We start from the raw sequence: 13,859 nt of genomic DNA, 5'->3' as shown, positions 1-13,859 counted from the left end.
GCATCGTCCCCCTTCCCGGCGAAGCCGAGAGAAGGGGGAAGGCGCGCAGCGCCTCAGGGGGATCGCCCTATCACCCCTCCACGATCATCCGAGTGCGCATTTCCAGATGCAGCGCATGGCAGAAGTGCGTGCAATAGCACCAGAACACACCGGGCTTGTCGGCCACGAAGCTCACCGACTTGGTCTCCAGCGGGTTCACGATGAAGTTCACGTTGTAGTTCGGGATCGCAAAGCCGTGGGTCAAGTCTTCGATCTTGTCCAGGTTGGTCAGGATCAGCGTGACCTCGTCACCCTTCTTGAGCTTGAACTCGCGCAGGCTGAAGGCCGGGGCTTGCGAAGTCATCTTCACCGTGACCTTCTTGCCGCTGCGGAACACGCCGGACTCCTTGGGGTCCTTGACCGCCAGCGGGAACTCGTCGAGCGTGTAGACCTGCTTGGGGCGCACCAGGTCGCGCTTGAAGATGATGAAGTCATGGGGCTCGCCGCGCACGGGGTGGTCGGCCATCAGCACCATCTTCTCGCCCGAGATGTCGATGAGCTGCTCGTTCTCGGGGTGCAGCGGACCCACGGGCAGGAAGCGGTCCTTGGAGAACTTGCAGCCCACGGCCAGGAACTTGCCGTCGGCGGCCCGGGTTTCGGACTGCGAGGCGTTCAAGTGGCCCGGCTGGTATTGCACATCGAGGCGGTCCACCACGTACTTGGCGGTCTTGTCGCCCGCGTGGAACTTGATGGCGGCCTCCACGTTCCACTTCACGACCTGGCTGTCCAGGAAGAGGGTGGTGTAGGCGTTGCCACGGCCGTCGAACGCGGTGTGCAGCGGGCCCAGGCCCAGTTCCACCTCGGCCACGATGGCGGAGTCCAGCTTTTCGAGCTTGCCGTCGAAATAGTCCAGCACCTTGGCCAGTTCAATCACGGTGCCGGTGGGCGAGAGCTTGCCGGCGCAGATGAAGTACTTGCCATCGGGGCTGGCGTTCACGCCGTGCGGGTTCTTGGGCACCGACACATAAGCGGTGAGGGCCGTCTTGGGGTCCTTGTTGGCTTCGTGCGTGCCGTCCACCACGGGCACCTTGCTGGTGCCGATGGTCTTGAACTTGCCAGCCTTCACGGCGGCCTCGATGCGGCCCACGTTGAAGAACAGGCAGGCATCGCGTTCGGCGGACATCATGTCCTCGTACTTCGCGCCCATCTCCACGTTGTACTGGTTGGTGGCGGCCAGCTTGCCGTCGTACGACGTGGCGACCAGGTCGCAGTTGCCGTCGATCAGCACCTGCCAGCGCACTTCCATCGTTTCTGCATCGACGCAGCTGAACATCGAACGGTATTTGCCCGAGTCTTCCGTGCCCGTGTTGGGCAGGGGAATGGCGAATTCACCGCCGCAGAACACGCGCGTGGTGTAGTTGATGGCGGGGTCCACCGGGTCGGCCTTGTCCGGGAAGATGCCGTGGAAGCCCTGCACGTTGGGCAGTTCGGTGATCTTGTCGCAGATGAAATAGTCGAGGCGGATGCGCGCGATGCGGCTGTTGATCTTGTCGTTGATCCAGGCGTAGCGGCCGTCGTAGTTGCCGTCCTTGTACGAGGCATGGGTGTGGTGGGTGTCGGCCACTGTGTACTTCAGGCTGCCATCGGGCTTGGTGCCCATGATGGCCTTGGACTCGTTGGTGATGCCCCAGCCCACCAGTGCGTCGGGCACAAAGCAGGGGATGCGTGTGATCTCGCGGCCCGACGGCAGGCCCAGCACGCGCATGTCGCCCGTGTGGCCGCCGCTCCAGAGGCCGTAGTAGGTGTCCAGCTCGCCGGGCTTGAGGTGCACGTTGGCGCCAGCGGCGGCATGGCTGGCCGCAGGTGCTGCAGAGGCGGGGGCCGCAGGCGTTGCAGCGCTGGGCTTTTCGTTGCAGGCGGCGACGCCTGCAGTCAGCCCGACCAGGGCCGCCGTGTTGATGAAACTGCGTCGGCCCAGGCCAGCAGCGGGAAGGGGACTGTCTTTTCTCTCGGTCATGGTTTTCCTCTTTGGGATCGCTCAGTTGAAAAGGGGTGGTGCGCGTGCAGGGGGGCTGAACGCCACCCCTGTGCGTGGGGAAAGTGGTGTGTGAAAACGGGGCTGGAAAGTGGGGGCGGCAGCAGTGGTTGCCGCTGCGAGATGGGTGGTGGGTGGCGTGTCGGCCGCGAGGCACACAGGGCAATCGAGGCCCGTGGCGTCTGCCGCTACCAGGCCCTCAGCGGTCTTCACCACCAGCTTGGCGCTGCCTGTGCCGGAGCCGGAGCAGACCAGCTCCATGCTTCGCGGCACTACCAGCGGTGAAGCCACCGCAGCAGCCAGCGCCATGACAAACCACGCCAGCACCCAAAGGCGCAGTGTTCGCAGGTTGTGATGGCTTTGCATGGCACGGATAATAGATTCACATAATATGAATCAATTTGATCTGGATCATGCTTTGGCGGCGCTCGCCTCTGCCCAAAAGTGCCTCTTGCACCTACAGTCAATGCACCGGTCTGAAGCAGTGCCTGTGCAGTGCCCCTAGGGTTTCTCCAGGCCAGGTCCTGGACGCATTTCTCCGTATTTCGCGCGCAGTCGCAGGCCCTCTCAGATATTTGTTAACCCCCAAGAACAGGATGTATGCGATGCAAAAGAAAACCGTGATGGTCGCCGTAGCGATCTTGGCCGCACTGCTGGCCGGTTGTGGCGACAAGAAGTCGGAGCCCACACCGGCTGCTGCACCCGCTGCGGTGACGGCCCCCGCGCCCGCAGTGGCCCCCGCCGCTCCGGCTGCCGCAGAAAATGAACTGGGCAAGAGCGTGTTTGGCAAGACCTGCGCCATGTGCCATGCCGCTGGCGTGGCCGGTGCCCCCAAGCCGGGCGACAAGGCCGATTGGGGCCCGCGCATCGCCCAGGGCAAGGACACGATGTACAAGCACGCGATCGAGGGCTTTACCGGGGCCAAGGGCATGATGCCCGCCAAGGGGGGCTCTGCCAACCTGACCGACGCCGAGGTCAAGGCCGCCGTGGATTACATGGCCGACAAGTCGCTCTGAGCGGAGGCGTCATGCAGCAAGCTTCTCTGCCCCCCCATGGTCTGTCGCGCCGTCGCATGGTGATGGCGTTGCCCTTGCTGGGTGGTGCGGTCTGGGGTGTTGGCGCGTCAGCGGGCGCACGGGTGGTGTCTGAACGCAGCTCGCGTCCCCTGATGGGCACGCAGGTGGATATGGCGGTGGAGGGCGTTGATGGCCCGCAGTTGCGCCGCGCCATGGACCGGGCCTATGCAGAGATGCAGAGGCTGGAGGCGCTCATGAGCCGCTACCAGCCACGCAGCGTGGTCAGTCGCATCAACCTGGCTGCGGGCGTGACGCCAGTGAGGGTTCCGGCCGAGGTCATGGCGGTGCTGCAGAGCGCGCAGCGTGTGTCGGCAACAAGCCGTGGGGCCTTTGATGTGACCGTGGGGGCTTTCAAGTCCTGGAACTTTGGCCCTGGCGAAAAGGTGGTGCCCGGCGCCAGCGAGATCGCGCGGCAACTGCCGCTGGTGGATGCGCGCAGCCTGGTGCTGGATGTGGCAGCAGGCACTGCCTTCCTGGCCCGCCAGGGCATGGCGCTGGACCTGGGCGGCATCGCCAAACTACCGATCCTGGAAGCCGGCATGAACATGCTGCGCTCCGAGGGTGTCGAGAACGCCATGATCAACGGCGGTGGCGATGTGCTGACCCAAGGGCTGTGGCAGGGCCGACCCTGGCGTGTGGGGCTGCGCGACCCACGGTCTCCCGAGCGTCTGCTGGGTGTGGTGGCCGTGGCGGGCGCCAGCGTGGTGGCTTCGTCGGGCGACTATGAGCGTTATTTCTTCCACGAAGGTCAGCGCCAGCACCATGTGCTCAATCCGCGCACCGGCCGCCCGGCATCGGGCGTGCATGGCGTGAGCCTGGTGGCGCGCGATGTGGCGGCCGTCAACGGCCTGGGCGCCGCGCTGATGGTGCAGGGCCCGCAGGTGGGCAGGGCACTTGCGCAGCGCATGCCGGGGCTGGCGGTGCTGATCGCGGGGCAGGACGGTGGAGTCTGGCAGTCCGCCGCCATGTCGGCCCTGCTGGAGCCTGTGCCGTCTTGAGTCTGCTGCGGTTCAGCCCGGGGCCTGGGCCTGCTCGCAGTGCACCTGCAGCAGCTCCCGTTCCGCAAGCGTTGCGCCAAAGCGCACGGCGCTCAGGCAGCCGCCCCACACGCAGCCCGTGTCCAGCCCCAGCAGATCGCTGCGGTTGAGCCAGCCCAGCGTGGACCAGTGACCGAAGGCCATCAACGTGCCGGCTGTGCTCCGCCCCGGCACGTCGAACCAGGGCAGGAGGCCCGGTGGCGCGGCGCTGGCGCTTTCGGTGCTTTCAAAATCCATCACGCCGTCGGCCGAACAAAAGCGCAGCCGGGTGAGCGCGTTCACGATCACCCGCAGGCGATCCACGCCGGTCAGGTCGTCGCTCCAGTGGTCGGGAGTGTTGCCGTACATCGCTTGCAGAAAATCGGGCAGGCCGGGGCTGCGCAATACCACGTGCACTTCATCTGCATACGCGAGGGTATCTGCGGCAGACCAGGCGGGTAGCACTCCCGCATGCACCATGAGCAGCGTCTGCCCGGCATGTTCGTGGGCGCGGGCCAGGGGCTGCTGTCGCACCCAGCCGAGCAGGGCATCGCGGTCGGGGGCCTCCAGCACGGTGCCCAGCGTGTCGCGCCGCGAGGGCTTGCGCGCGCCGTGTGCGGCGGCCAGCAGGTGCAGGTCGTGGTTGCCCAGCAGGCATCGGATGGTGTCGCCATGGCGCATGCAGCGGCGCAGCACGGCGGCCGAGTCGGGTCCCCGGTTGACGAGGTCGCCCAGCAGGTAGACCGTGTCGCGGCTGGCAGAAAAGCCGATGGTGTCCAGCAGGCGGCCCAGCGCGGCGTCGCAGCCCTGGATGTCGCCGATACAGTAAAGTGCCATGGTGATCTTATTGAGTGAAGCATGGATTTTCTGCTGATCGCGCTGCTGACCCTGCTCAACGGCGTGTTTGCAATGTCCGAGCTTGCCCTGGCGTCGAGCCGCAAGTCGCGCCTGGTCACCATGGCCGAGGCAGGGGACAAAGGGGCGCAGGCTTCTTTGGCGCTGCTCGACAACCCCACGCAGTTCCTCTCCTCCGTGCAGGTGGGCATCACGTCCATCGGTATGCTCAACGGCATCATCGGCGAGGCCGCGTTCAGCGATGACCTGGGTTTCTGGCTGCAGCTGATGGGCATGCCGGACCGCGCCGCCAGCATCACGGCGACGGCGCTGGTGGTCACCCTCATCACCTTTGTCACCATCGTGTTTGGCGAACTGGTGCCCAAGCGCATTGGCCAGCTCTATCCCGAGCCCGTGGCCCGGTTGGTGGCGCGCCCCATGACGTGGGTGGCCAGGGTGGCAAGGCCGTTCGTGCGCTTGCTCTCGCTCTCGACCCAGGGCGTACTCACCCTGCTGCGGGTGGACAACCAGGCGGGGCGTTCGGTGACGGAAGAGGAGATCGTGGCCAGCCTGGAAGAAGGGCGCGATGCGGGGGTGATAGAACACCATGAGCACCAGATGGTGAAAAACGTGTTCCGCCTGGATGACCGGCCCCTGACCTCGCTCATGGTGCCGCGCACCGACGTTCGCTGGCTGGATGCCAGTCTTTCGGTGGCCGAGGGGCTGCGCAATGCGGGCAGTGGCGGGGTGCACGGGGCGCATTCCTGGTACCCCGTGTGCCGCGGGTCGCTGGATGAAGTGGTGGGCCTCCTCAGCGTGGCGCGCTTGCTGGAACTGGGCGCCGAGGCAGAAGGCACCCTGGACCAGCATGCGCAAGCAGCCGCGTTCCTGCCTGAGACCCTCAGTGGCATGGAGCTGCTGGAGCAGTTTCGGGCGCGCTCCGGGCGCATGGTGTTTGTGGTGGATGAATATGGCGTGGTGCAGGGCATCATGACCCCGCGCGATTTACTGGAAGCCATTACCGGTGAATTGCAGCCCGGGGCCGACGCCGACGCCTGGGCCTTGCAGCGTGACGACGGGGGTTGGCTGCTGGACGGCCTGATGCCGGTGACGGAACTCAAGGCGCGCCTGGATATTCGCGATTTACCCGGCGAGGACCGGGGCCGCTATAACACGCTGGCGGGCCTTTTGATGGCTGAAACGGGGCATTTGCCCGAAGTGGGCGAGCGCATTGGGTGCGCGGATTGGATATTTGAAGTGCTGGCACTGGACGGCAAGCGCATCGACAAGGTATTGGCCCAGCCAGAAGGCGGAACCCCTGCTGCCTGAAGCAAGCATCAATACCCGGGTACCCAGCCAGACAGAAACCCTGCATCAATATGGTGCCTTGGGGTTAATGCAAAGAATTTTGAATGAAATTCTGAAAGCGCTTGCACAAAAACGGCACATTATTCTTATAATTAGCCTGTCTTTCACCCTTATCTAAAATCCAGACACCATGACCAGCTACAAAGAACTGTTGAAGCAGCGCGAAGCCCTTGAGCAACAAATCAGCGAAGCCCGGCGCCGGGAACTGTCGGACGCTGTGTCGCAGGTCCGTTCACTGGTGGCCGAATATGGTCTGACCGCCCAGGACGTGTTCCCTGCTGGTAAGGCGGCTGGCAAGACGGGGCGCAGTTCCACCGCGGGCACCAAGGTGGCTCCCAAGTACCGCAATCCCGCCACTGGTGAAACCTGGACGGGCCGTGGCAAGGCGCCGAAGTGGATTCAAAACGAAAACCGCGAAAAGTTTGTGATTTAAGCGCTTTCGCCCTGTACCTTCAAAAAACCCGCTTCTGCGGGTTTTTTATTGCCTGGCTATTGGGGCAAGGCGCGACGAAAAGATAGAAAGCCGAACGGCCTCATTTGCTGCACAGGTTGCATGCAGGGGGGCGACGAGGGCCTGCGCGGTGGGTTCATGTGCAGTCTCGGGATTTATCGGTACTGCAGGGCGCTTCAAGGAATCCGTTGTCCGGCATGTGCAACCCTTGGTTTTGCGCGGCGGGCAATGAATGCACTTCGACGGCGCATGGGATTGTGCTCAGCCTTCTGCACTCTGAGTGTTTTCGTGGGCGATCTTGCGCAATACCTGCGCCGTGAAATCATCGGCCGGAAAGAATGACTCCACGGCCAGTTCCTGCAGGGTCACATCCACCGGCGTTCCGAATATCGTGGTGGTGCTGATGAGCGAGAGCATTCCGTGCACGCTCTCAAAGCAGAACGGCATTACCACACCCAGCATTTCACCCGCCAATACCAGGGCATCGGATTCAGCCGGGGCGGGGTATTGCTGCAGTTCCGCCTGCAGTGCGATCAGTGCGGGGTCGGCCGTGGCCTGTATCTGCTGGCGCAGGCGTTCAAACAGGTGCGCCCGCCACTGCGCCAGATTCGCGATGCGCGGCGCCAGCCCCTGGGGGTGCAGGCTCAGCCGGAACACGTTGACAGGGGGCGCCAGCAGTTCTGGACTGACGTGGGCAGACAGCAGGGCCAGCGCGGCGCGGTTGGTGGCCACCACGTTCCAGCAGCGGTCGAGGGCAATGGCGGGGCAGGGTTCGTGGCCCTTGAGCACCAGTTCCACCGCCTGGCGCGCCGCGGCCAGCGCAGGGTCGTCCAGCGCGCGTTCGCGGTACATGGGGGCGTAGCCGGCGGCCACCAGCAGGGCGTTGCGCTCACGCAGCGGGATGGCCAGGCGTTCGCACAGGCGCAGCACCATGTCGCGGCTGGGGTTGGTGCGGCCGGTTTCCATGAAGCTCACATGGCGCGTGGAGATGTCCGCCTCGTCGGCCAGCTCCAGCTGGCTCAGGTGCCGCTGCTGGCGCCAGGTGCGCAGGTGGTCGCCAAACGAGGTGGGCCCCGCCGGTGCCACGCGGTGCGGCAAGGGATGGCGCGGGGAGCGGTGCGATGAAGGGGCGGTGGAGGTCATGGCTGCCATCCTAGGCGCAAACTGCGCACGGGCCATTACCTGGCAGGTCATCGACGCGGTGCGCCAGGGCGGGAACGATGGAGCCTTCTTTCTTCCTCAACCAAGGAGCTTTCCATGTTCAAGCTGATGTCCTCCCCCCGATTCCTGCGTGCCGTGGTCTGGTTCGATGCCTCCACGGGGGTTCTGCTCGGCGCCCTGCACCTGCTGCTGACGGCGCCCCTGGCCGAGTGGCTGGGCCTGCCGCCCGGGCTGCTGCAGGTGACGGGCGCCATGCTGCTGGGCTACGCCGCCTTGGCCATTGCGATTGCGCGGTCCGAGCCCATGCCCCGAGGCTGGCTGTGGGTGCTGATCGTGGGCAACTTTGCCTGGGCGCTGGCCAGCCTGGCGCTGCTGCTGGGCTCCACGCTCACGCCCACCTTGCTGGGTCAGGCCTATCTGTTGGTGCATGTGGTGTCGGTGGCCATGCTGGCAGAACTGCAGTGGATGGGGGTGCGCCGCCTGCCAACGTGGGCTGCGGCTTGATGGGCATCGATTATTTGCTCCTGAAAATATAGCTGAATGCGCTTGTCCATCAAGCGCCAGGGGCATTTTTGATGCAGATGTCGGACACGAGCGGCGTGGATCGGACACCCCGACCACGCCGCAGGGGCCTTGGGGGCAGGGCTCGCATAGCCCCACGATTGCACCGTCATGCAGGACTGCCAGAATAGGCCTTGTTGCCTTTCACAGGAGTTCGCCATGGCCGTATCACGCAAGTTGTCGCCCAAGCCCGCCCGCCACGCGTTTGCCAACACCCTCAAGAGTTTCAAGACAGCGTCTGGCAAAGAAGGCCAGTTCTACTCGCTGCCCGCGTTGGCCAAACAGTTCCCCCAGATCCGCCGCTTGCCTGTATCGATCCGCATCGTGCTCGAATCGGTGCTGCGCAACTGCGATGGCCGCAAGGTGACGGCCGAGCATGTCAAGGAGTTGGCCCATTGGGCGCCCAATGCAGACCGCAAGGACGAGATCCCGTTCGTGGTCTCGCGCGTGGTGCTGCAGGACTTTACCGGCGTGCCGCTGCTGGCCGACCTGGCCGCCATGCGCAGCGTGGCCGTGAAGCTGGGCAAGAACCCCAAGAAGATCGAGCCGCTGGTGCCCGTGGACCTGGTGGTGGACCACTCGATCATGGTCGACCACTACGGCAAGAAGAATTCGCTCGACCTGAACATGAAGCTTGAATTCCAGCGCAACCGCGAGCGCTACGAGTTCATGAAGTGGGGCATGCAGGCCTTTGACACCTTTGGCGTGGTGCCCCCGGGCTTCGGCATCGTGCACCAGGTCAACCTCGAATACCTGGCGCGTGGCGTGCACAAGCGCAAGGACAACGTTTACTACCCCGACACCCTGGTGGGCACCGACAGCCACACCACCATGATCAACGGCATTGGCGTGGTGGGCTGGGGCGTGGGCGGCATTGAGGCCGAGGCCGCCATGCTGGGCCAGCCGGTGTACTTCCTCACCCCCGATGTGGTGGGCTTTGAGATGACCGGCCAGCTGCGCGAAGGCGTGACGGCCACCGACCTGGTGCTCACTGTGACCGAGCTGCTGCGCCAGCACAAGGTGGTGGGCAAGTTCGTCGAGTTTTTTGGTGAGGGCACCCGCACCCTGGCGCTGCCCGACCGGGCCACCATTGGCAACATGGCACCCGAGTACGGCGCCACCATGGGCTTCTTCCCGGTGGACGAGAAGACCATCGACTACTTCCAGGGCACGGGCCGCACCAAGGGCGAGATCGAAGCGTTTGAGGCCTACTTCAAGGCCCAAGGCCTGTTCGGTGTGCCGCTGGCGGGCGAGGTGGACTATTCGCAGGTCGTCAAACTCGACCTCGGCAGCGTCACCCCCAGCCTGGCAGGCCCCAAGCGCCCGCAGGACCGTATCGAGCTGGGCAAGGTCAGCAGCCAGTTTGCCGACCTGTTCAGCAAGCCCAATGCACAAAATGGCTTCAACCGCCCGGCCGAACTGCTGCACACCCGCCACCATATTCACCGGGGCCAGGACGTGGTGCAGCGCGCAGCGCCCAAGGACAAGCCCGCTCCTGCCGGTGCACCGCGCTCCCTGGCCGAGATGGAGAGCAACAAGCCCGCTTTGGCCACAGCCCACGCCGACGCCACGGCCGTCATGCCCACCAAAGGTGCCGACCCCACGGTGGGCAATGGTGACGTGCTGATTGCCGCCATCACCAGCTGCACCAACACCAGCAACCCCAGCGTGCTGCTGGCCGCCGGCCTGCTGGCCAAGAAGGCGGTGGAGGCCGGGCTCAAGGTGCAGCCGCACATCAAGACATCGCTCGCGCCCGGCTCGCGCATCGTCACCGAATACCTCACGCAGACGGGCCTGCTGCCCTACCTGGAAAAGCTGGGCTTTGCGCTGGCGGGCTACGGCTGCACCACCTGCATCGGCAATGCGGGCGACCTCACGCCCGAGCTGAACGAGGCCATCACCAGCAACGACCTGATCTGCGCGGCCGTGCTGTCGGGCAACCGCAATTTCGAGGCGCGCATCCACCCCAACCTCAAGGCCAACTTCCTGGCCAGCCCGCCGCTGGTGGTGGCCTATGCCATCGCGGGCACGGTGCTCAAGGACCTGATGACCGAGCCGGTCGGCAAGGGCAAGGGCGGCAAGGACATCTACCTGGGCGACATCTGGCCCACCAGCGACGAAGTCCACGCCCTGCTCAAGTTCGCCATGAACGGCAAGGCCTTCCGCGAAAACTACGCCAAGGTTGCCACCGACCCCGGCAAGCTGTGGGAGAAGATTTTGGGCGTGAGTGGCACGGCCTACACCTGGCCCGCCAGCACCTATATTGCCGAGCCACCGTTTTTTGCCCAATTTGCTCTTGAAAAAGGAGCTGCTAGCGCAGACCCATCAAGCGCTGGGGGCCAAAATGATGCCAAACTTCCATCGGTGCTCGGCGCGCGCATCATGGCGCTGTTTGGCGATTCGATCACCACCGACCACATCTCGCCCGCAGGCTCCATCAAGGAAAGCTCGCCCGCCGGCCAGTGGCTGCGGCAGCATGGCGTGATGAAGGCCGACTTCAACAGCTACGGCGCGCGCCGGGGCAACCACGACGTGATGGTGCGCGGCACCTTTGCCAACGTTCGCATCAAGAACCTCATGATCCCGCCCACGGCCGATGGCTCGCGCGAAGAGGGGGGGGTGACCGTGTTCCAGAACGAAGGCGCGCTGCAGGGCGAGAAGATGTTCATCTTCGATGCCGCCATGCAGTACATGGCGCAAAAAACGCCCACGGTGATCTTTGCGGGTGAGGAATACGGCACCGGCTCCAGCCGCGACTGGGCCGCCAAGGGCACGCAGCTCTTGGGCATCAAGGCCGTGGTGGCGCGCAGCTTTGAGCGCATCCACCGCTCCAACCTGGTGGGCATGGGTGTGCTGCCGCTGCAGTTCAAGGCGGGCGAATCGTGGGAGACATTGGGCCTCACGGGCAACGAGGTGATCGATGTGGTGCCCGACCCGGCGCTCACACCACAAAGCGATGCGCAACTCGTCATCCGCCGCGCGGACGGCTCGCGCCAGGAAGTCACCGTCACACTGCGCATCGACACGCCGATCGAGGTGGACTACTACCAGGCGGGTGGCATCCTGCCGTTTGTGCTGCGCCAGTTGTTGCGGGGCTGAGGGTGCCCCCGCCCGCGGTGCACTGGCAGGGCACCGCCATCGTTGGCAACGGGGCTTCGGCCCCGTTTTGCATGGGGCTGCCAGCACAGGTGCCGGGCACGAATGTAAAAAAGTGGGCAGAAAGGCTTGGCATGCCGAAACAGTGGGCAGGCAAAGGCGGGCCGAGACCCGGTCCGCGTGCCATACACGTGCGCCTTACTCGTCGATACACTTGTGACGCTATGTAGAACTCGGTAGAAATAGTCCCCACCCGCTTGCGCCGTCCATTGTTCTTTGAGTCCATGCCGTCCCTGCCTTCTCCCCATCGCTCCCCGCCTGCGCGTTCGTCGCTGGCGGATGCGCCCGCCGTCACGGTGGTGCTGGTGGTGGCTGCGTTGGCGCTGGTCATCGTGCCACTGGCCCAGATGCTGGGGGAAGGGGCAGGTTCCCAGCACGGACTGGAGCCCTTCATGGAGCTGGTGGCGGTGCTGCTGGGGTTGCTGGTGGTGTCGGTGTCCCTGCACACGCTCGAAATGTCCGAGCAGGCGCGGGCCAATGTGCTGGTGGCGGGTTTTGGTGTGGCTGCGGCGTTCAATTTCCTGCACGGCATGCTGGCGCATTCCACACCGGTGCACCTGCCCCCGGGCACGGCCCACATCTCGCTGTGGCTCAGCAGCTGGGCGCGCGTGGCCGAAGTCGTGACCTTGTTGCTCACGGCCGCGAAGCTGATGATGCCAGGCCCGGCCAAGGTTTGGCTGGCGGCGTCTGGTGCGCTGGCGCTGCTGCTGGTGGGCTCGGCCATGGGGCCCTTGCCTGGCTGGTTTGCCACGGCGGCTGGCGGCGCGTTGCGGCAGTACCTGGCCTTCGTACTGGTGGTGGCGCTGGGCGTCGCCGCTGTCTGGCTCTACCGCAGCCCGGGTCGGCGCGAGCGGCTGTTTGCCTGGGCGGCGGGGGCCTTCCTGGGGGGCGAGTTGACGGTGGGCCTGCTGGGTGGGCATTCGCCTGTGGGCGGGCCTTTGGCACACGCGCTGCGGGTGGTGGCGTATGCGCTGCTGTACCAGGCGGTGTTCAATGCGGGCATCCGCATGCCGTTCGCCCGCGTGCAGGAGGCCGAACGTCGCTTGCGCGAGAGTGAGGGGCGCCTGTCGATGCTGGGGCGCAACCTGCCCTACAGCGTGTTGTTCCAGGTGGTGCGGGAGCTGGATGGTCGCTCGCATTTCGTGCACATGGGCGATGCCATCGAGCGGCTCAACGGGGTGACGGTGCAAGAAGTCATGGACGACTTCCGGGTGTTGTATCGCCAGGTGCTGGCCGAAGACATCGATCGGCTGCGCGAGGCCGAGCGGCAGTCCTATCTGACCATGACCAGCCTGGAGGCCGTTTTCCGCGTGCGCCGTACCGATGGCCAGGTGCGCTGGATGCACCTGAGTTCGTCGCCCCGCCTGCTGGAAGATGGGCGCGTGCTGTGGGATGGCGTGCAGACCGACATCACTGCCCACCGCCTGGCCGAAGAAGCGGCCCACGCCCACGAAGCCCTGATGGCCAATATGCTGAGGCAGGTGCCCGGCGGGGTCGCGCGCCTGGACCGAGATCTGCGGGTGCTGTATGTCAATGAACAGCAGGCCCGCTGGCTGCACAGCGAACCTGCGCAGTTGCAGGGGCAGCTGCTTCGGGAGGTGCTGGCGCCCGAAGTGATGCTGCGGATGCAGCCCCACTTCGACAAGGCGTTCACGGGCGAGAAAGCCGTGTTTGAAAACCGCATTGACGGACCCGATGGCGCCCAATACCGCCACACCACCATTGCACCCGAATCCGTGACGGACCAGGGTGTGCCTGCGGTGGTGCTGTTCGCCTATGACCTCACCGACCTCAAGCGCATCGAGCAGGAACTGGCCCACCAGAAGGCGCACCTTGCACGCGTGGTCAATGCCATGCCCGACATGGTGTTCCTCAAGGATGCCGAGGGTGTCTACCTGTCTGTGAACCCCGTGTTTGAGCGTTTTGCGGGCCGGCCAGAGCGGCAGATTGTGGGCTGCAACGATTTTGATCTGGTCGCACCATCTGAGGCCGAACGCTTTCGCAAATACGATCAACGCGCCATGCAGGCTTGGCAGCCTCTGGTGTACGAGGAGGCGCTCACTTTTGCCGAAGACGGCTACCAGGGCCAGTTCGAAACCATCAAGACCCCCATCCGCGACCTGCATGGCCGCGTGACAGGTGTGCTGGGCGTGTGCCGCGACATCACGGACCGAAAGCGAGCAGAACAAGAGATCGAACGCCTGGCCTTCTTTGACGCCTTG

Annotated in this window: 11 protein-coding genes; 7 read left to right on the top strand and 4 right to left on the bottom strand. The window is 64.8% G+C overall.

All coding sequences use genetic code 11. From position 1 onward, the window contains the following. Nucleotides 1-70: 70 nt before the first annotated feature. The gene (gene nosZ / locus ASE52_RS19500) at nucleotides 71-1,996 is read right to left on the bottom strand and encodes a TAT-dependent nitrous-oxide reductase (protein ID WP_057228612.1); all 1,926 of its coding nucleotides are present in this window, start codon (nucleotides 1,994-1,996) and stop codon (nucleotides 71-73) included. Nucleotides 1,997-2,017: 21 nt separating this feature from the next. After that, complete coding sequence (locus ASE52_RS19495; RefSeq protein ID WP_057228610.1) at nucleotides 2,018-2,380, bottom strand: hypothetical protein; 363 nt, start codon at nucleotides 2,378-2,380, stop codon at nucleotides 2,018-2,020. A 239-nt stretch (nucleotides 2,381-2,619) separates the two neighbouring features. Here ASE52_RS19495 and ASE52_RS19490 point away from each other — a divergent pair, with 239 nt between their 5' ends. Then, a complete protein-coding gene (locus ASE52_RS19490) occupies nucleotides 2,620-3,030 on the top strand; it encodes a c-type cytochrome (protein ID WP_057229607.1) in 411 nt (136 codons plus the stop codon). An 11-nt stretch (nucleotides 3,031-3,041) separates the two neighbouring features. Continuing rightward, nucleotides 3,042-4,088, top strand: coding sequence for an FAD:protein FMN transferase (locus tag ASE52_RS19485; protein ID WP_057228609.1), 1,047 nt, complete (start codon nucleotides 3,042-3,044; stop codon nucleotides 4,086-4,088). Nucleotides 4,089-4,100: 12 nt separating this feature from the next. Here the strand turns inward: ASE52_RS19485 and ASE52_RS19480 are convergent, their stop codons facing one another. Beyond that, a complete protein-coding gene (locus ASE52_RS19480; protein WP_057228608.1) occupies nucleotides 4,101-4,943 on the bottom strand; it encodes a symmetrical bis(5'-nucleosyl)-tetraphosphatase in 843 nt (280 codons plus the stop codon). Between the two features lie 21 nt (nucleotides 4,944-4,964). Here ASE52_RS19480 and ASE52_RS19475 point away from each other — a divergent pair, with 21 nt between their 5' ends. Both ASE52_RS19475 and ASE52_RS19470 read left to right on the top strand, forming a co-directional pair. Next, a complete protein-coding gene (locus ASE52_RS19475; RefSeq protein ID WP_057228607.1) occupies nucleotides 4,965-6,269 on the top strand; it encodes a hemolysin family protein in 1,305 nt (434 codons plus the stop codon). A 169-nt stretch (nucleotides 6,270-6,438) separates the two neighbouring features. Beyond that, complete coding sequence (locus tag ASE52_RS19470) at nucleotides 6,439-6,741, top strand: H-NS histone family protein (RefSeq protein WP_010461589.1); 303 nt, start codon at nucleotides 6,439-6,441, stop codon at nucleotides 6,739-6,741. 279 nt (nucleotides 6,742-7,020) lie between these two features. Here ASE52_RS19470 and ASE52_RS19465 read toward each other — a convergent pair whose 3' ends face one another. Then, nucleotides 7,021-7,902 (bottom strand): helix-turn-helix transcriptional regulator, encoded by an 882-nt coding sequence (locus ASE52_RS19465; RefSeq protein WP_010461587.1) that lies wholly within the window; start codon nucleotides 7,900-7,902, stop codon nucleotides 7,021-7,023. A gap of 114 nt (nucleotides 7,903-8,016) precedes the next feature. Here ASE52_RS19465 and ASE52_RS19460 point away from each other — a divergent pair, with 114 nt between their 5' ends. The 3 genes from ASE52_RS19460 to ASE52_RS19450 form a co-directional block, all read left to right on the top strand. After that, complete coding sequence (locus tag ASE52_RS19460) at nucleotides 8,017-8,424, top strand: hypothetical protein (RefSeq protein ID WP_010461585.1); 408 nt, start codon at nucleotides 8,017-8,019, stop codon at nucleotides 8,422-8,424. Between the two features lie 216 nt (nucleotides 8,425-8,640). Next, nucleotides 8,641-11,580: an aconitate hydratase gene (locus ASE52_RS19455; protein WP_057228606.1), complete on the top strand. Its 2,940-nt coding sequence runs from the start codon at nucleotides 8,641-8,643 to the stop codon at nucleotides 11,578-11,580. 281 nt (nucleotides 11,581-11,861) lie between these two features. Then, nucleotides 11,862-13,859: PAS domain-containing protein (locus ASE52_RS19450; RefSeq protein ID WP_140426298.1), on the top strand; the 1,998-nt coding region annotated here is incomplete at its 3' end.

This window comes from Acidovorax sp. Root275 (assembly GCF_001428965.1).
Lineage (GTDB): Bacteria > Pseudomonadota > Gammaproteobacteria > Burkholderiales > Burkholderiaceae_C > Acidovorax > Acidovorax radicis.
This window is presented reverse-complemented; position numbering and strand designations above follow the sequence as displayed.